Here is an 18,511-nt window from a genome sequence, read left to right on the forward strand (position 1 = left end):
GTAAATTAATCACTCCATTTTTCTTCAATAAATTCACTTCTACGTTGATGGGACAATCCATAACGCAAAGCGTCTTTTTTATAAAAGTCTTGATGGTATTCTTCAGCAGGATAAAATGGTGCTGCTGGTTCGATGGTGGTAACAATTGGTTCTGTAAAACGGCCGCTATTAGCTAGACGTTCTTTACTTTTCTCAGCAATTTCTTTTTGTTCTTGAGAACGATAAAAAATAACTGGCCGATAATTATCGCCGCGGTCTTGAAACTGGCCGAAAGCATCAGTAGGATCCGTTTGTTGCCAATAAATATCCACTAATTGTTCGTAAGAAATAATCGCTGGATCAAAAGTGATTTCTACTGCTTCCGTATGGCCTGTTGTGTGTGTTAGAACCTGTTCATATGTTGGATTAGGCACGTGCCCACCTGTATAACCCGAAACAACTGAGATAATCCCTGGTTGTGTATCAAAAGGCTGCACCATACACCAGAAACAGCCGCCTGCAAAAATTGCTTTTTCTTCCATCTCTAACACTCCTTTTTTATTTCTCTTTTGGCAAGTATATATTCATACGAATGTCATCGTCAACTAAATTAATCTTTTCTGCTCGAACAAATAGACCATTTTGCATTCTAAACTGATCTAAACGTAATAAAACAGTTTGATCATCTGGATTGATTTCAACCCATTTAGGTAGTTTGTAAGAACGTTTAGCAAATTTCAATACTTCTTTAATTGGCAAGCCTAACGTTCCTATAGATAAACTTTTTGCTTTTAATTGTACATTACCATTCGCCATCACGTAAGGATCAAAATATAAGTAAAAAGGAATGTCATGCCCTAACACCTGAAATGTTCCATTTAATAAAGCATCATTTTCTAAATAAAATTTATATTTGATCTCCGAACCTTTTTGAAAGTCGGCTAAATAAAAGTCAATCAGTTTGTTCACTTGTTGTTTTTTTGACTGAATGGTGACGACTGGCTCGCCTTCTTTTTCAACAATTGCTGGTATTTTCTTTAAATCTGGTTCGCGAACTTGTGTTGCTCGAAATGTCACGAAAGCTACACTACCAATGATTAAACCCACTAGAACAAGAAAAGCGATTTTCCAGGGATTTCGTTTAAGATTGGTTGGTTGTGTCTTTTTAATTGATTTACTTGTTTTTGGCTTTTCTTCATTCATTTTATTCACTACCTTCTGATTTGGTTATCCATTCTTTCTCTGTCTTGACCATTTCATCCCGGACAGCTCCGGCCATAATTTGGTAGCCAAGATTATTCGGATGGAAGCGATCTTCTTCATATAACAAATTGTTTAAATCCTCTTTGCTAGCACTACTTCCTGTAGTTTCTGAGTCACCACCAGTTACGCCAACTTCATCGCCACGACCTTTATAGAGTAAATCATTGATAGGAATGAAATAGGCTCGTTTTTGCTCTTGAACCATTTCTTCGGTTGCTTGATTCCAATTATCAACGATTTCTTGCATTTCTGTAATTTCGGAAAAGTTTAAGTAGAAGGGATTGTAAATTCCTAAGACATAAATAGGGGCCTTCTCGTTGTACTCTCGGATTTCTTCAAGTAGTCGTCTTACTCGGCGTTGATAGGCTTTTTGTGGACGATTGAACGAGCTGACTTTCAAGTCGAAAATATTACTACTAATTACTTTCATTAAGTCATTTCCACCAACCGTTAGCGTAATCACGTCCGCAGAGGCAAGGCCCTTTTGAATTTCAGGTTTCTCTTTGATTCGTTTTAAAATTTGATCACTACGATCCCCATTTTTCCCAAAATTGTCTGTTTGAACACCGTTCAAGTTGTAGTGTTCTTTTAAATCATCTGCCACAATAGGAACAAAACCTCCACTATTCGTCAAATCGCCAATTCCTTCAGTTAAAGAATCACCGATAGCTGTATAATGAATGACTTCTTTTTGATTTTTTTGAGCAGTTGTGGCCACTTTCTCTTGCTTTAATAGTGGCTTTGCTTTGGGGATGGCCACACTTAACAATGTAAAAACACCTAGCGCAATGAGGATAGGTGTTAAGACGGTCAGCAAAATATGCTGTGTTTGTTTTTTCATCTTCGTCACTTCCTTTTAAATAAACCAACAAGAAATTTTCCTTTTCTTGTTAGAAAGAGGTTGCGTCTACTCGTTTAAGAGTGAGACCCAACCTCGTTATTTCTTAGTCTGTATAGTACATAATAGCAAAGGCATTTTTTCCTGTATGTGTTGCAATGACTGGATTCGTATGTAATACGGGAATATCCATGTCTTTAAAGATTGCTTGTAATCCTTCTTTGAATCCATTTGCTAGTTCTAGCCCATCCGCATGAGAAATGCCAATTTGTCGAACATTTGGAATCTTACTTAATTCTGATTTCAATTCGTCAAACCATTTATTAAACGTTTTAACGCCTCGGCCTTTCGCTACAGGAATCAATTCCGTATTTTCAAAGTCCATGACAACTTTCATATTAAAAATGTTTGATAATAATCCTGTTGTACGGCTGATTCGTCCACCTTTAACCAAATTATCCAATGTTGAAATGCCAATGTATAATTTAGTATTTTGTTTGACGCGTTCAATTTCAGCTAAAATTTCTGGAACACCCGCTCCCGCTTGTGCCAATTTTGCTGCTTGAATGACTTGGAAAGACAAACCTTGGTCTGTAAAATCGCTATCAATCACCGTTACTTTACTTGATGATAAGTTGCTAGCTTGACGGGCCGCTTCAACCGTTCCACTTAAGCCTTTTGTCATGTGAATCGAAATTACTTCACTGCCATCTTCACCTAAGCGATCATATAATTCTACAAATTCACCAATTGGTGGTTGACTCGTTTTGGGTAAGGCCTTCGCATTAGCCATCATGTCCATAAATTTTTCGCCTGGCAAATGATCATCATCTGGATAAACAACGCCATCAACCATAATTGATAAAGGCATCATATGGATATTTAATTCATCTCTAAGACTTTTTTCCATCGTACATGAAGAATCCGTTACGATTTTAACGTTTGTCATAAATTTATCACTCTTTCTTTAAAAGGAACCTGTTTTCATGGTAGAATACCATTAAACGGTTAATTATCTAGTTATAGTATAACAGACACTGCCGAATTTTTCATCAAATTAAAATAAAGGAAGTGAATTTATTGGAAAAAACGCATTTCTCAAAAAAATACCTAATCGTGAACGAAGTCTTGAATGCAGTTACACATGGCATAGGCGCAGGTTTAAGTATTGCTGGCTTAGTCATTTTACTTGTTAAAGGAGCTCGTTTAGGCTCACCGATTCACGTGGTATCTTATGCTATTTATGGCTCCATGTTGATTCTACTTTTTTTATCTTCAACGTTATTTCATAGTTTAATTTTTACAAGAGCCAAAAAGGTCTTTCAGGTCTTCGATCATAGTTCTATTTTCTTATTGATTGCTGGCAGCTATACGCCGTTTTGCTTAATTAGTATTGGCGGTTGGTTAGGTTGGACCTTATTTAGTTTAGTCTGGTTAATCGCCATCGTCGGTATTGTCTATAAATCCCTCACGTTGCATAAACAAGAAACAGTGAAAAACATTTCAACGATTATTTATATTGTTTTAGGTTGGCTCTGTATCATAGCTGCTCGTCCGTTATATGAATCTCTTGGGTTTACAGGAACAGCGTTATTGGTCGCAGGGGGTGTGTCTTACACATTAGGTGCAGCCTTCTATTCATTGAAAAATGTGCGGTTTATGCATGTGGTTTGGCATTTGTTCGTCATGCTTGCAGCGATCCTCATGTATTTTTCTGTTCTCTTTTATACGTAATCACAGCACAATAAGAACACGATGCTCAAAGCATCGTGTTCTTTTATTGCCCTAAATCTCTTTATTATAAAGGATTATTCTTCTTTTCGAATTATTTTAACATAAATTAGTAGAAAAGACTTTACAAAACGAACATACATTCGTATAATAACAATACGAACACTCGTTCGAATCAAATGAAGAGGTGATACACATGGAAGCAATTCGTCGTGTTGGATTTTTATTTTTTGTATTGGTTATAGGTATTTTCTTGGGAACATTAGGATTACGTCTTGCTTTTATGATCGTGACGCCGTTATTTATTCTTTGGTTTATGTCATGGGATGAGAAGCGTTATACACGTACACGTAAACAACAGCAAGCAAGATACGTTTATCGTAAGTTCCCTTAATAAATAATAAAACGGTGTGTTCCCCCCAAGCTACGCTCCGTTTTTATAAATATGTCAAAGAAAGAGCGAAGGATTAAATCCTTCGCTCTTTCTAATTAAATTAGATTAGTATTCCATTAAGGTAACAATATCGTAGCCATCAATTTTATCGCGGCCATGTAAATCCATTAATTCAATTAGGAACGCACAACCAACCACAATACCACCTAATTGTTCGACTAATTCGATGGTTGCTTTAATTGTACCACCAGTTGCTAACAAGTCATCACAAATCAAAACACGTTGGCCTGGTGTGATGGCATCTTTGTGCAACGTTAATGTATCTGAACCATATTCTAAGTCATAAGTCACTTCGATGGTTTCACGAGGAAGTTTTCCTTTTTTACGAACCGGAGCAAAGCCAACCCCTAGTTCATAAGCCACTGGACAGCCGACAATAAAGCCACGAGCTTCCGGTCCTACAACCATATCAATTCTTTTTTCTTTCGCGTAATCCACGATTTGTTTCGTTGCTTCACGATAGGCATCCCCATTAGCCATTAATGGAGAAATGTCACGGAACACGATCCCTTTCTCAGGATAATCTGGAATGCTTGCAATGTAATCTCTTAAATCCATTTTTATTTGTCCTCCTCATTCCACAGCCATTGTTGTATTGTTTGACAATCACTGTAAAGTAGAAATTCTTCTGTTTTTATTTTTTTCAATCGTTGTTGGTACACTTGACTTTCAGTCAATGGTCGATTGTCGGGTTTCTCAATACTGTTTAAAACACCGCTTTCTATTGTAACAAATCCTAAGTCAAAAAACACCTGTATCATGAAAATTAATAATTTTTCTTGGATATTTAAGTAATTTGCCACCTTCGATAGCTGGGAACGTAGATTTACTTCTTTTTGCTGCAAAATAAATTTATACAATGTTGCAAATTGTTCACGTGAAGCCATACCGTTTAAATAAGCTTCTTCTGGTGAAATAAACATCATGTATATACGTTGTATCTCAGTCGCTTCAACAATTTCTTTAACCGTGATTGCTTCCACAGGACAGTCGACAAAAACCAGTTGTTCGATTTGATTTTGAGAAACAGCTTCCACCAATTCTTCTTGGTTTGACCAAACAATAATATTAGCGGTTGGATCTGAAATGAATTTTTGATTTTTTTCATCAAACAAAAGATAAGCTGTTGCTTCTGAAGGAATTGGTTTCGTTTGATTATTTTTGCCACGAAAATCAAATAATTGTCTTCCCAATACAGCAAAATCAGTCACCATTAATTGTGGTTTCTTACGACCATTCCATTCATTGATGGAAAGTTGGCCTGCCACATCGGCGGTTCCTTGTGCTAGTTCATCCGCTTGAGGCCCCATTTGAAAAGCAATTGCATCCAATTGTGCCCCTTCTTGATTCATTTGAAATTTCAGATGTGCATTATCTGCACCAATTTGCCGAATTTGCGTAGGCGTGATTTCCTTAAATACAAAAGTTGGAACAGTATTATCGGTCCCAAAAGGCGCCAAAATACGCAATTGATCAATAAAAGTAGTCGTGGCCTGCGAAACCGCTAAGCTCTCACTAATGAGCAACTCTTGTCCATTAGCCATATCAATTTGATTTTTTTCAATAAAGTGTGCCAAATGTTCTTGAACAAAAGGAATATTTTCAACAGGTAAAGTCATTCCCGCTGCCATATGATGCCCACCAAAATGAGTGAATTGCTCACGCACTTCGTTCAACGCCTCATAGAGATTCAATGCGCTAATGCTGCGTCCAGAGCCTTTAGCAGTCGTACCAGATTCATCTATTGCTAAAATAATGGTTGGTTTCCCCGTTTCTTGCATAATGCGGCCCGCGACAATCCCTAAGACGCCTTCATGCCAGCCTTGTTTCGCTAAAATATGGACCGGCGCATTCGGGTCGATTAAATCCAGGGCTTCTTTGGCAATCGTCGTTACAATGTCTTTTCGTTCATTGTTTTGTTGATCAATATATTTAGCGATTTCCAGCGCTTGTTCTTCATCAAATGTAGTCATCAATTCAACACCTGGTGCGGCTTCCCCTAATCGACCTAATGCGTTTAAACGAGGTCCAATGGTAAAGCCAATTGATTCTTCTGAAACAGCTTCCTTTTTCACACCCGCTTCTTGTAATAAAACGTCTAAACCAATTCGATCACCAGTTTGAATCATTTGAAGGCCCATTTTGACAAACGTTCTATTTTCATCGGTTAATGAAACCAAGTCAGCAATCGTCCCAATTGCTACCAAATCTAATAACTCAATTGGCAATTCACCAAGTAACGCAGTAGCGACTTTGAAAGCCACGCCAACACCAGCTAAATCTCCAAAAGGATAGTCACCTTGTGGATGTCTAGGGTGGACAATCGCATAGGCTTCTGGTAATTGTTCAGGCAATTCATGATGGTCAGTAACGATTACATCTACTCCTTGTGCCATAGCGTAGTTAATTGCTTCATGTCCGGCTACACCATTATCAACGGTTACAATTAATTGGACTCCTTGTTCAATTTGTTCAGCAAATACGTCTTTATTAGGCCCATAGCCATGAACAAAACGATTCGGTAGAAAGTACTGAACCATGCCACCGACTAATTCGATTGCTTCTTTCATAACCGTGGTACTAGTGATGCCATCTGCATCATAATCCCCATAGACAAGGATTTGTTCACCCGCTTCGACGGCTTGCTGGATGCGGGCTACCGCTTTCTCCATATCATGCATTAAGAACGGATCATAAATATCTTCGATAGTCGGATGTAGAAACTTACGTAATGCTTCTTCTGTCCGGATATTGCGGTGCCATAAAAGTTGGCCAATTAATGGATTAATTTCTTCTTTTTTTAATTGTTCTATAAATTCTACAGGTAATTCTGTCTTTGTCTGTAACTGCCATTGATAGTTTGATTTTTTCACGACGTCACTCCTAACCAAGTAATTATAGCAAAATTTTTCCAAAAACTAAAGAAAGCATTTTTTTAAATCTGAGAAAAAAACTGTGATATCTGTTAGATAAATAGCAGATATCACAGTTTTATTTTAAAAGAAACTTAGTGATAAAGTCTCTTCCTTATTTTTGTTCCTCTTCATTCACACGAGGTTTCACATAACGATCAATACGACTACCTGACACAGGCGTTACGTCTACTTCTGTGTTTGACGTTTGTTCGTTGACCACTGGTTCTGAGACTTGTGGTGCTGCCGCTTGTTTGGCTTGCAAATCAGCCAATTGATTATCAAAAGAACGTTGAACTTTTTCCGTTTCTTCTTTGACTAATTTATCCATATCATTTTTATAAATATCCAACTCTTTTTGTACAGCTTTTAATTCCTTACGTTGGTTCCAAATGGTGGTTGTGGAGGTTAGTAATCCAACTAGTGCGCCAATAATTGCAGAACCTAAAATAATTAAGATTAACGGTCCACTAATTTTAGTAAAACCAAAGTTTACTGGAACAGCTTGATTATTTAAAACAGCAAAAATAACAACAATTAAGACCAACACAAGGCCCAAAATAACACGCCATTGATTTTTCATGACTTGATCGACTCCTTTATTTTTTATTTAAAATATTTCCCGCTATGAAATCTCCTAAATGTGGAAACAATGTATAAAAGCGGGCTGCCGCTTCCATGACAAATGGACGATTAATCTCACGTCGAGAAGTCCCCATACTCCCAACCACTTCTTTCGCTAATTTCGTAGGGTCCAAAACAATTTTATCCACCGCAGCTAGATATGTGCCTGTCGGGTCCGCTTTATCAAAGAATTCTGTTTGGATTGGTCCTGGATTGACAGTCGTTACTGCTACACCCAACGGTTTCAATTCTAAACGTAAAGCATTTGAAAAACCTAACACAGCAAATTTCGTTGCAGAATAAACGGTTGATTTAGCTGTAGCCATCTTCCCAGCCATTGAAGCAACGTTGATAATATGTCCTTGCCCAGCTTCAATCATTTTAATAGCTACTTTTTGAGTAAACGTCATCATTCCTAGAACGTTGACATCAAACATTTGGCGTGCAACAGCCAAGTCAATTTCAACAAAATTTTCAAACAAGCCAAAACCAGCATTGTTGACTAAAACATCTATAGGACCAACTTCTGCTGAAATAGCTTCAACCACACGTTCAACACTTTCTGGATCGGCAATATCTAATTGATAAGAAAATGCTTCTCGTCCGCTTAAAACAGCACACTGCTCGCGAACTTTACCAATCAAATTAATTCTGCGGGCGCAGACAACGACGACCGCCCCTTGTTTAGCTGCTTCATAACAAATTTGTTCACCTAAACCAGCTGAACCTCCAGTTACGACAACGACTTTATTTGTTAAATCCATCTAAGCTCCTCCTTCATTGGCAAATGGAATCTCAATGATATCCATATCTTTTACGATTTTTGTATTGGGGAAAATTTCTTGGGCTTCTTCTTGAAGCTGATAGGCCTCTTTGGTTAAATAACGGGCACTAATATGCGTTAAAATAAGTTGTTTTACTTGCGCTTCTTTTGCAACTTCAGCTGCTTGTTGACTGGTTGAGTGGAAGTAGGCTTTTGCCATTTTTGCTTCGTGTTTATTAAACGTACTTTCATGGACTAAAACATCCGCTCGTCGTGCTAAAGTTACACTATTTTTGGTTTTGCGAGTGTCTCCTAAAATCGTCACGATTCGTCCAGGTTTACGCTCTCCCACAAACGCTTGTCCATTAATTTCCTGTCCATCAAAAACAATCGTTTCACCACGTTTGAGTTTGCCATACAACGGCCCAGAAGGAATCCCTAAAGCTTGAAGTTTCTCTACTTGTAATTCTCCTTCATGCGCTGCTTCCTCAATTCGATAGCCAAAGCTCGTGATGCCATGGTCCAAGATATTACAGCGAACAGTGAATTGTTTATCTTTAAAAATAACGTCATTTTCTTTCGTTAATTCAATAAATTTCAGTGGATAGGACAACCGCGATTGCGAGACCCGTAAAGAAGTCTTGACAAAGTCAGCAATCCCAACTGGTCCATAGATTTCTAAAGGTTCTGTCCCGCCCTGAAAAGAACGACTACTTAACAAACCAGGTAAACCAAAAATATGATCCCCATGTAAATGTGTAATAAAAATCTTTTCAATTTTTCTTGGGCGAATACTACTTTTTAAAATTTGCAATTGAGTCCCTTCCCCACAATCGAAGAGCCAAACTGCATTTCGTTCATCTAATAATTTCAACGCAATTCCTGTGACATTGCGATGTTTTGCTGGTACACCAGCGCCTGTTCCTAAAAATTGTATTTCCATCTGCTACCATACTTTCTTTTAAACTTCCTTTTTATTTTAGAAGAAGTTTGCTCCTTTAGCAAATAATAATTTATCTATTTTCTCAAAGTTTCCTTCTTAGTTTACCGTATTTTACGATAAAATAACAAAAAATTAGCAAACTACCATAAAAAACCGTGATTTCTTAGTATTTTAAAAGACTGTTTTCCTTTATTCAGAAAACAGTCTTTGCTCCTTATTCTTCTTTCGATGTTGCTTCTTTGTGTTGTTCTTTTTTTGCTTGCCACGATTGTTTCGCTTCATTTGCAACTTCGTTCGCATCGTTAATTTCTTGTTGGACTTCCTCTAAATCAAGCCGCGTGATTTCGCCACCTAAGTCAAACATAACCAATTGGTTGAGCGGACGGTTGTCTTCTTCTTCTGCAATTAATAACAATCCCGTTTGTCCTTCATCAATCTTTTGAATCACATGTTCAAAAACCGTTTGTGCTTCTTGAATTTCTTTGGCGTCTTTGCTTGCACCATACATACTTCCAGCAAACCAGCCAAAAAGAATGCCCAGAGGACCACCTAATATGCCTACTAGCATCCCAATCATGCTATCTTTTGATGTATGATTGTTGCCTGTAAAATCGATAAAATCATTGATTTTAAATTGATGCTGGCCATCATTAACATGCGTAACAACCGCCATTTGCTCACCTTTAAGCTGTCTTTCTGCCTGCATCTTTTTTATTTCGGAAAATGCTTGGTACGATTTACTTTCAATATCAAAGTTCATAATGATAATTCGTTTTGCCATACAAATCGCTCCTTTATTCTGGATACATCTATTTTAGCAAGAAAGGCCTATCTCTAGCAATGAAAACTTTTTGGTTATGTATAAAAAAAGAAGATAGCTAGGCTACCTCCTTGTTAATGCTTATTTACCATCAAGAATATTTAAACGGACCTTTTTCGGACCATCGATACGTACACTATAAACAATTGTCCGAATTGCTTTTGCAACACGCCCTTGTTTACCAATGATACGTCCAATATCTTCTTTGGCCACAGTCAAATTATACTCGAGGAAATCAGTTGATTCCTCAATTTCTAATGAGACTGCTTCAGGTTGACTGACTAACGGACGGACAATAGTTAAAATTAACTCTTTCACATCTGCCATGTTCAATCACCTTATTTCTTAACGTTTTTAGCTTCATGATGTTTTTTCATAACGCCTTCTTTTGAAAGGATGTTACGAACTGTATCAGAAGGTTGCGCACCTTTAGATAACCAATCTAAAACTAAATCTTCTTTTAAAACTACTTCTGCAGGGTCTTTCAAAGGGTTGTAAGTACCTACAGTTTCGATGAAACGTCCATCACGAGGAGAACGAGAATCAGCTACTACAATACGGTAAAAAGGACTCTTTTTAGAACCCATACGTTTTAAACGAATTTTAACTGCCATTATTAAATACACCTCCATTAACTTAATCACAAGAGTTAGTTTAACAGATTAACAACAACCTGTAAAGAGTTTTTTCTTGACACCTTTACTTTTTTTCAATTTTTTTAGCCAATTTGCAGGAAAACAAACGAAATAATGAAGAATTTTTACAAAATTTGATAATAGTTGTACTGGTTTCTCACTTGAAAGCCTTCTGTTTGATAGAGATGAAGCGCTGCTTGATTTTCTGTTTCAACTTCTAAAAAAATAGTCGCTGAAGCTGAATTTTCTAAAATCATTCGGAGCGCAGACTGTAACACTTGACGGCCAAGACCGCGACCTCGTTGCGTTTTTGTCACAACAAAGCCATAAATCCCCCATTCGTTTTCAAAATGATCCAAACGTAGCGTGGCTAAAAGTTGATTGTTTTCTTTATAAATAAGTGTTCGTTGAAGGTCCTCCGGCAAAGGCGTACCTTCGAGTAACCTAGCCAAGGAATCCAAATCAGCCACTTGTGGTCGGAGAAGTGTCAGCTTCGCCAACGCCTGTGAGTAAGTTTCTCTTTGAAAAACCAGATACTGTTCTGAAAAAGCTGGCACAATTCCTTGTCTATTAAAATAATTCAGGCCAACAGATTGCTTGTCGTCCATCACGAGAAAGACTTCTTTCATTCCCCACAAAGCTGCTTGCTTTTCGAGTTCTTGAACAAGTTCTTCAAAAAATGGTCCTACATTTGGCGCAACAATCGTCGCTTCCAAGGTTTCCCCATCAAAACAATACCCTACGATATATGCTTGAATGGTTTGTTCCTTCCTGTATAAACCATAATAAGTATAAGCTGATTCCTCAGGAAATGTTTGTTCCAATTTATAAAAAGTTCCTTGTTTAATCATTTCCTTGTTTTTTAATTCAGTCAATGTTTGTTTCTCCAACTGTGTTAACTGTCGGCGCCAATTTATTTTTTTATTCAAGCAGTTGCTCCTTTACTCATCCTTTTACTAGCTATTATACGTGAAGTTACGAAGTTCAACAATGTACAAGGATAAAACGTTTGCGCTTTTTTTGAAAAAGTACTATCATAAAGTAAGTAAAAGAAAAATGGAGGGATTTACATGACAAAAAAAATTGGTATTTTTGTAGGGAGTTTAAGAAAAGATTCATTTAACAAATTGGTAGCAAAAACAATGGCGGACTTATTTCCAGCTGATTTCGAACCTGTTTTCATTAACATAGGTGATTTAGAATTATACAATCAAGATTTGGATGATGAAGGAACCCCCACCGAAGCTTGGACAACATTCCGTGAAGAAGTTAAACAAGTAGATGGCGTAATGTTTGTAACACCAGAATATAACCGTTCAGTACCAGCTGTTTTAAAAAATGCATTGGATGTCGGTTCACGTCCGTATGGCGAAAGCGTTTGGGATAAAAAACCAGGACTTGTGGTGAGTGTTTCACCAGGTGCAATTAGCGGATTTGGTGCGAACCATCATTTAAGACAATCATTAGTCTTCTTAAATGTTCCAACTTTACAACAACCTGAAGCCTATATTGGCGGTATTACGAACTTAATTGGTGAAGATGGTAAAATTATTGATGGCACTGTTGGCTTCTTACAATCAATTGTAGATGCTTACGTGGATTTCTTTAATCGCTTAACTGCCTAATTGAATCAATCGAGAAAAAGTGAGGCAACTTTTTACAGGTTGTCTCACTTTTTTTATTTTTTTGCTTGACCCTCTCGTTACGTAAAGGTTTATGATAGATTTTGTCAGGAGGAATGAATGATGGAATATACAATTAAAAAAATGGCTTCACTATCTGGCGTCAGTGCACGGACGTTACGATATTATGATGAAATTGGTCTTCTTCAACCAGCCAGAATTAATTCTTCTGGTTATCGAATTTACGGGCAAGCCGAGGTGAATCGTTTGCAACAAATTCTTTTTTACCGTGAATTGGATCTGAAACTAGATGAAATTAAAGAAATTTTGGAGCAACCTGACTTTAATGTTGAACAGGCTTTATACGAGCATCAACAAAAACTATTGGAAAAGCGCAATGAAATTGATCGTCTTTTAGCCTCTGTTCAACAAACCTTACACCATTACAAAGGAGAGATAAACATGTCAGATCAGCAAAAATTCGAAGCATTCAAACAACAAAAAGTTCAAGAAAACGAAGAAAAATATGGTAAAGAGATTCGGGAAAAATATGGCAACGAAACGATTGAACAAGCCAACAAAAAATATTTAAACTTGACGGAAAAAGACATGCAAGCAATGCAGAACGTGGAAAAAGATTTATTTTCTAAGTTAGCCATGTATCAAAAATCACCCAAGTTGACTAGCCAACTTGCGCAAGAAATTTTCCAATTACACAAAGATTGGTTAATGTACTCTTGGTCAAGCTATTCGCCAGAAGCACACAAAGGGTTAGGCCTTATGTATGTTGGCGATGAACGATTTACGTCATATTATGAACAACACGGCGCTGGTTTTGCCGAAGCGTTAAACGCAATTATCCAAAACTACGCTTAAACAGAAAGTGCGCCATCAGTCGAAGAGACTGATGACGCACTTTCTGTTTCTTCCAATAATTAACTAAAGCCTGTTTATCTTTTTTTCTTTTTCTTCTTTTTGTTTTTCTTCATCATACGATTCATGGCCATTTTACCTAGCTTGCCTTTAACGCCGCCACCTAACATTTGATCCATACCAGGAATGTTCATATCCCCTTTGGACATTTGTTGCATCATTTTTTTGGATTCTTTAAATTGTTTAATCATACGATTGACTTCAACCACACTATTTCCTGAACCAGCTGCAATTCTGCGGCGGCGACTAGGATTTAATAGATCAGGATTTTCACGTTCTGCAGGGGTCATTGATAAGACCATCGCCCGTTTCCGTGCCACATCTTTTGGATCGACTTTGACATTTTCAATACCAGGCATGTTACTCATTCCAGGGATCATTTTTAATAAGTCTTCAATCGGTCCCATGCCCATAACTTGATCCAATTGCTCAATGAAATCGTTAAAGTCAAAACTGTTTTCTTTCATTTTTTGAGCAAGTTCTTCTGCTTTTTTCTCATCGTAATCTTGTTGCGCTTTTTCAATTAGCGTCAACATGTCCCCCATACCTAGGATACGACTCGACATACGATCGGGATGGAAAATTTCTAAATCGGTTAATTTTTCACCAGAACCGACAAATTTAATCGGAGCACCCGTTACTGCCCGAATTGACAGCGCAGCCCCCCCACGAGTATCGCCATCCATTTTGGTAATAACAACCCCAGTAATTCCAAGCTGTTCATTAAAACTATCTGCAACGTTGACAGCATCTTGCCCCGTCATCGCATCAACAACTAACAGAATTTCATTGGGATCAGCCAACTCTTTAATTTGTTTCAATTCGTCCATTAAAGCTTCGTCAATGTGTAAACGGCCGGCCGTATCAATTAAGACATAATCATTTTTCTTTTCTTTTGCTAATGCTAACCCTTGACGAACAATTTCCACTGGATTAGCATCTGTTCCCATATCAAAAACGGGAACTTCTAATTGTTGACCTAAAACCTTCAACTGATCAATCGCTGCTGGACGATAAACGTCACCAGCGATTAAAAGCGGACGAGCGTTTTCAGTTTTCATTAAGTGTTTTGCTAATTTACCAGTAAAAGTTGTTTTACCAGCCCCTTGTAACCCTGTCATCATAATCACTGTCGGGATTTTTGGAGATTTATTCAGTTCAACCGTTTCTGAACCTAACGTTTTCGTTAATTCTTCATCAACAATTTTTACAATTTGTTGGGCTGGTGATAAGCTTTCTAATACTTCGACTCCTACTGCCCGTTCTCTGACACGTTTTGTGAAATCTTTGACCACTTGTAAATTAACGTCGGCTTCTAATAAAGCCAAACGGATTTCTCGCATCATTTCTTTTACGTCGGCTTCGGAAACTTTTCCCTTACGACGGATTTTACTCATTGCCTGCTGTAGGCGGTTTGTTAAACTCTCAAAAGCCATAGTTTCATTCCTCTATTTCTTGAATTTGTTCAATATATTTTTTGATTTCACTATCTTTGGGATAAGTTTCTTGAACATACTGCTGTAGTTGTTCAAGAAATTCTTTCCGTACAACATAGTTTGAATAAAGATGTAACTTTTTTTCGTATTCTTCTAAAATTTTTTCGGTTCGTTTAATGTTATCATAAACCGCTTGGCGACTAACCTCATATTCTTCCGCAATTTCTCCTAAAGAAAAGTCATCAGCATAGTAAAGCTCCATATAATTCATCTGCTTTTCCGTTAATAATGTCGAATAAAATTCAAATAACGCATTCATGCGGTTTGTTTTTTCCATTTCCATGAGCCGTGCTCCCATCTTCAATCCCTTATAGGTTACCGATTTCATAGGGAATAGTCAATCTTTTTTTACTAAGTTTTTACCTTTTAAAAAGAAATGTCCGCAAGTTGCCATGTTTCTTCAGAATAAACGGTCATTCCTTGTTGAATAAAATAAGCAGTTGCGACTCCAACTCCAGCTTTTTTAATGCCAGAAAATTGTCCATCATAAATCAGCTGGCTGCCACAGCTGGGACTTTTTTCTTTCAAAATCAAGGTTGTAATTTGTAGGGCTTTTAATTTTTGATACGCGCGTTGTGCCCCTGCTTTAAATGTCTCAGTCACATCTTCCCCGTTATCCGTATATACATAAGCAGTATTCGCCCAAACATCAAAGCCATCCCCGCCAATGATTTCTGCTGGCGGACGTGGAATAGGCAACTCCCCTAAAACTTCGGGACAAATCATTATTGCTTTTCCATTAGTTACAAGTTGTTTTAACGCTTCTTGTTCTTGAGATTTTCCATCGTAACGGCAACAAATCCCACCTAAGCAACTACTAATACCAATCATTCGCTTCTCCTCATTTCATTTCTCTATTATACCATGAGTTGACTTTTCTCAAAAGTAGCATTCTCGCTTACTTTAAAGTACGTTCTTCCTCTAAAAATATGTTAAACTAACAATAGTGAAATATACACTTATTTTCAGAAATTTCTTGAAGGAGTTATGTAAATGAAAAAAGTTCTTGTCGTCGATGATGAACCATCGATTTTAACTTTGTTAACCTTTAATTTGGAAAAAGAAGGCTATCAGGTGACTACTTCCGAAGATGGTAAAAACGGCTTCGAATTAGCTTTGTCTAATCAATATGATTTTATAATTTTAGATGTAATGCTTCCTGGTATGGATGGCTTAGAAATTACCAAAGCACTTCGTCGAGAAAAAATTGACACGCCTATTTTGATTTTAACTGCCAAAGATGAACAAGTAGATAAAATCATCGGCTTAGAAATTGGGGCAGATGATTATTTAACAAAACCTTTTAGTCCCAGAGAAGTCCTAGCACGCATGAAAGCTATTTTCCGTCGTTTAAAACCTACCACGACCGAAACGCTTCAAGAGGACACACCTAAAGCTCCGCTTGTGATTGGCGAGATTCGTGTGGATGAACAAAATTATGAAGTCTTTGTGCGCAATCAGCCCATTGAGCTAACACCGAAAGAATTTGAATTACTCGTTTACTTCATGAAACGCAAAGATCGGGTCATTAATCGGGAAACCTTGTTGGAACGAATTTGGCAATATGACTTCGCTGGACAAAGTCGCATCGTCGATGTCCACATTAGTCATTTACGTGATAAAATCGAGCCCGATCCCAAACGGCCCGTTTACTTAGTAACTGTCCGTGGCTTTGGCTACCGTTTTCAGGAGCCAAAACGATGAAAAAGAGACTGCGGATTGAATATTTTTTAGTTGCGGCAGTCATGCTTTTATTATTTGTCGGGAGTATTGCAGCGACCAATTTTTTCTTTCAAAAAGAAATGGTTGCTCAGCAAGAAACCTATTTAAGAAGAAAAAATACCCTTTTAACAGACCAGTTGCCCCCTTCCGTTTTCGAAAAAGGGCAACTGACAAACCAACAACAACTCCTTGTCACCCATGCGTTAGATGATGCAGAAGAACGGGTAACTTTGTTGCAAAAAAATGGTACCGTCTTTTTTGACAGCAGCCAAAATGAACCGCTAGAGTCGCACAAAAAACGACCTGAAATCGCTGCGGTTCTATCAGGAGCTACCTATGGTTCAGCTTTACGAAAGAGTAAAACGTTAAATAAAGAACTTCTGTACGTTGCCACGCCTGTTTTAAAATCAGGAGAAATCGTTGGCATTATTCGGATTTCGGAACAAACCGCGCTATTTTCTAAAAATATTCAATCTTTTCGTCGCTATATTATCTTTACATTTGGCATCTTGTTCCTACTAATTACCTTGTTTATCTTTTTATTGTTACGGCAAAAAAATCAACCGCTAGTGACTGTCTTACCGATTCTGAAACGAATGCTTAAACATCCAGATGAAAATCGATCCATTATCCAGCAATCTTCTGAATGGAATGAACTTTACGAAACTATTAACCTACTGAGTCAACAAGTAAGTCAAACGTATAAAGCGTATACGTCTGCGGATGAGCAATTTCACGAACTTTTAGATGAGTTGATGATTGGTGTCTTTATCATTGATACGCAAGGACGGCTTCGTCTGTTGAACCCTAAAATGCAGGAAATGTTAGGACTCTCTGCTAAAAATATGCAAAGCAATTATCTCGAAGTGATTCAAGACGCCGATTTGATTCATTTAATCCATCAAGTCGTCGCTGAAAAAAACAGTTTACATCAAGAAATCACTGTGACACAAGGACCAACACCTTTACGATTAGATCTTTCTCTTCGTTACTTGGATGATCAAAGCGCCAATGATTATCAAGTGTTAGGAATTGCCTATGATTTAACGCGCGTTCGCCAACTAGAAAAAATGCAAAAAGATTTTGTATCAAACGTGTCTCATGAATTAAAAACGCCTGTCACTTCTCTTTTGGGCTTTACCGAGACACTCATAGACGGTGCCAAAGAAGATCCGGAAGTCCTTAATCAATTTTTGCACATCATGCAAAAAGATGCCCAGCGTCTGCAACAATTAATTCAAGAAATTTTAGAACTTTCTCGGGGCAGCGCGACAATTCCTTATGCAGAACAAGAAATTACTTTAGAAAAATTTATTACAGAAATTCTCGGTTCTTATCAGCAACAATTGGCAGCAAAACAGCTGAAAACAGTCGTTCATGGTCTGCCAGAGAGCCAGTTTTTCACCAAATACGAATTGTTTTATCCAATCGTGAAGAATCTAATTGAAAATGCCATTCAGTATTCCCAAGAAAATGGTCAGATTACTATTTCTTATGCTATAGAAAATCAGCAATTACGTTTATCTGTTCAAGATACTGGCATTGGCATTAGTCAAAAAGACCAAGAACGGATCTTTGAACGGTTCTATCGTGTCGATAAAGCACGTAGCCGTCATTCTGGTGGCACCGGTCTAGGTCTAGCTATTGTCCAAAATTACACAGAATTATTAGGCGGTAAAATCGCCATTGATAGTCACTTAGGCTTAGGGACCACTTTTACAATCACCTTGCCTTTAACAAAAAAAGAAGCCTAAAAAAACTCAGCCAATCCTGTTT

22 protein-coding genes are annotated in these 18,511 nt (G+C 37.6%); 6 read left to right on the plus strand and 16 right to left on the minus strand.

Features of this window, described 5'->3' with window-relative positions; genetic code table 11:
- Positions 1-5: 5 nt before the first annotated feature.
- The 4 genes from msrA to KQI94_RS00395 all read right to left on the minus strand — a co-directional run bounded on the left by msrA (position 6) and on the right by KQI94_RS00395 (position 3,029).
- Positions 6-521 carry a peptide-methionine (S)-S-oxide reductase MsrA gene (gene msrA / locus KQI94_RS00380; RefSeq protein ID WP_002357448.1) on the minus strand — a complete coding sequence of 172 codons (516 nt, stop codon included), beginning with the start codon at positions 519-521 and terminating at the stop codon, positions 6-8.
- A gap of 16 nt (positions 522-537) precedes the next feature.
- Positions 538-1,191, minus strand: coding sequence for a YpmS family protein (locus KQI94_RS00385; protein ID WP_002366749.1), 654 nt, complete (start codon positions 1,189-1,191; stop codon positions 538-540).
- Positions 1,184-2,083, minus strand: coding sequence for an SGNH/GDSL hydrolase family protein (locus KQI94_RS00390; protein ID WP_002365717.1), 900 nt, complete (start codon positions 2,081-2,083; stop codon positions 1,184-1,186). Before KQI94_RS00390 ends, KQI94_RS00385 begins: the two co-directional genes overlap by 8 nt.
- Positions 2,084-2,186: 103 nt before the next feature.
- Positions 2,187-3,029, minus strand: coding sequence for a DegV family protein (locus KQI94_RS00395; RefSeq protein WP_002357444.1), 843 nt, complete (start codon positions 3,027-3,029; stop codon positions 2,187-2,189).
- 131 nt (positions 3,030-3,160) lie between these two features.
- On the opposite strand from KQI94_RS00395, the gene KQI94_RS00400 reads away from it, so the two are divergent.
- Both KQI94_RS00400 and KQI94_RS00405 read left to right on the plus strand, forming a co-directional pair.
- Complete coding sequence (locus KQI94_RS00400) at positions 3,161-3,814, plus strand: hemolysin III family protein (protein WP_002357443.1); 654 nt, start codon at positions 3,161-3,163, stop codon at positions 3,812-3,814.
- Between the two features lie 193 nt (positions 3,815-4,007).
- Positions 4,008-4,205, plus strand: coding sequence for a hypothetical protein (locus KQI94_RS00405; RefSeq protein WP_002360203.1), 198 nt, complete (start codon positions 4,008-4,010; stop codon positions 4,203-4,205).
- Between the two features lie 105 nt (positions 4,206-4,310).
- On the opposite strand, the gene KQI94_RS00410 is transcribed toward KQI94_RS00405, so the two are convergent.
- The 9 genes from KQI94_RS00410 to KQI94_RS00450 all read right to left on the minus strand — a co-directional run bounded on the left by KQI94_RS00410 (position 4,311) and on the right by KQI94_RS00450 (position 11,891).
- Positions 4,311-4,823, minus strand: coding sequence for an adenine phosphoribosyltransferase (locus tag KQI94_RS00410; RefSeq protein WP_002357441.1), 513 nt, complete (start codon positions 4,821-4,823; stop codon positions 4,311-4,313).
- 2 nt (positions 4,824-4,825) lie between these two features.
- A complete protein-coding gene (recJ, locus tag KQI94_RS00415; protein WP_002382374.1) occupies positions 4,826-7,138 on the minus strand; it encodes a single-stranded-DNA-specific exonuclease RecJ in 2,313 nt (770 codons plus the stop codon).
- A gap of 154 nt (positions 7,139-7,292) precedes the next feature.
- A complete protein-coding gene (locus tag KQI94_RS00420) occupies positions 7,293-7,760 on the minus strand; it encodes a LapA family protein (protein WP_002369327.1) in 468 nt (155 codons plus the stop codon).
- A gap of 16 nt (positions 7,761-7,776) precedes the next feature.
- Positions 7,777-8,565 carry an SDR family oxidoreductase gene (locus KQI94_RS00425; RefSeq protein ID WP_002357438.1) on the minus strand — a complete coding sequence of 263 codons (789 nt, stop codon included), beginning with the start codon at positions 8,563-8,565 and terminating at the stop codon, positions 7,777-7,779.
- Positions 8,566-9,507, minus strand: a complete 942-nt coding sequence (rnz, locus tag KQI94_RS00430; RefSeq protein WP_002360200.1) for a ribonuclease Z — start codon at positions 9,505-9,507, stop codon at positions 8,566-8,568. It lies immediately after the preceding gene.
- Between the two features lie 214 nt (positions 9,508-9,721).
- Positions 9,722-10,288, minus strand: coding sequence for a hypothetical protein (locus tag KQI94_RS00435; RefSeq protein ID WP_002357436.1), 567 nt, complete (start codon positions 10,286-10,288; stop codon positions 9,722-9,724).
- A gap of 120 nt (positions 10,289-10,408) precedes the next feature.
- Positions 10,409-10,654 carry a KH domain-containing protein gene (locus tag KQI94_RS00440; protein WP_002357435.1) on the minus strand — a complete coding sequence of 82 codons (246 nt, stop codon included), beginning with the start codon at positions 10,652-10,654 and terminating at the stop codon, positions 10,409-10,411.
- Between the two features lie 11 nt (positions 10,655-10,665).
- The gene (rpsP, locus tag KQI94_RS00445) at positions 10,666-10,941 is read right to left on the minus strand and encodes a 30S ribosomal protein S16 (RefSeq protein WP_002357434.1); all 276 of its coding nucleotides are present in this window, start codon (positions 10,939-10,941) and stop codon (positions 10,666-10,668) included.
- A 146-nt stretch (positions 10,942-11,087) separates the two neighbouring features.
- Complete coding sequence (locus KQI94_RS00450; RefSeq protein ID WP_002369325.1) at positions 11,088-11,891, minus strand: GNAT family N-acetyltransferase; 804 nt, start codon at positions 11,889-11,891, stop codon at positions 11,088-11,090.
- Positions 11,892-12,032: 141 nt separating this feature from the next.
- Here KQI94_RS00450 and KQI94_RS00455 point away from each other — a divergent pair, with 141 nt between their 5' ends.
- Positions 12,033-12,587 carry an NAD(P)H-dependent oxidoreductase gene (locus KQI94_RS00455; protein ID WP_002357432.1) on the plus strand — a complete coding sequence of 185 codons (555 nt, stop codon included), beginning with the start codon at positions 12,033-12,035 and terminating at the stop codon, positions 12,585-12,587.
- Between the two features lie 117 nt (positions 12,588-12,704).
- Positions 12,705-13,460, plus strand: coding sequence for a MerR family transcriptional regulator (locus KQI94_RS00460; protein WP_002357431.1), 756 nt, complete (start codon positions 12,705-12,707; stop codon positions 13,458-13,460).
- 74 nt (positions 13,461-13,534) lie between these two features.
- Here the strand turns inward: KQI94_RS00460 and ffh are convergent, their stop codons facing one another.
- The 3 genes from ffh to KQI94_RS00475 form a co-directional block, all read right to left on the minus strand.
- Positions 13,535-14,953: a signal recognition particle protein gene (ffh, locus tag KQI94_RS00465; protein ID WP_002361897.1), complete on the minus strand. Its 1,419-nt coding sequence runs from the start codon at positions 14,951-14,953 to the stop codon at positions 13,535-13,537.
- Between the two features lie 4 nt (positions 14,954-14,957).
- Positions 14,958-15,296, minus strand: coding sequence for a putative DNA-binding protein (locus tag KQI94_RS00470; protein ID WP_002369323.1), 339 nt, complete (start codon positions 15,294-15,296; stop codon positions 14,958-14,960).
- Between the two features lie 83 nt (positions 15,297-15,379).
- The gene (locus KQI94_RS00475; RefSeq protein WP_002369322.1) at positions 15,380-15,844 is read right to left on the minus strand and encodes a DUF523 domain-containing protein; all 465 of its coding nucleotides are present in this window, start codon (positions 15,842-15,844) and stop codon (positions 15,380-15,382) included.
- 162 nt (positions 15,845-16,006) lie between these two features.
- Here KQI94_RS00475 and KQI94_RS00480 point away from each other — a divergent pair, with 162 nt between their 5' ends.
- The gene (locus KQI94_RS00480; protein ID WP_002357427.1) at positions 16,007-16,717 is read left to right on the plus strand and encodes a response regulator transcription factor; all 711 of its coding nucleotides are present in this window, start codon (positions 16,007-16,009) and stop codon (positions 16,715-16,717) included.
- Positions 16,714-18,489 carry an ATP-binding protein gene (locus KQI94_RS00485; protein ID WP_002390658.1) on the plus strand — a complete coding sequence of 592 codons (1,776 nt, stop codon included), beginning with the start codon at positions 16,714-16,716 and terminating at the stop codon, positions 18,487-18,489. The genes KQI94_RS00480 and KQI94_RS00485 overlap by 4 nt, the downstream gene beginning before the upstream one ends.
- Positions 18,490-18,511 lie beyond the last annotated feature (22 nt).

It is taken from the genome of Enterococcus sp. S183_ASV_20 (assembly GCF_018919685.1).
Lineage (GTDB): Bacteria > Bacillota > Bacilli > Lactobacillales > Enterococcaceae > Enterococcus > Enterococcus faecalis.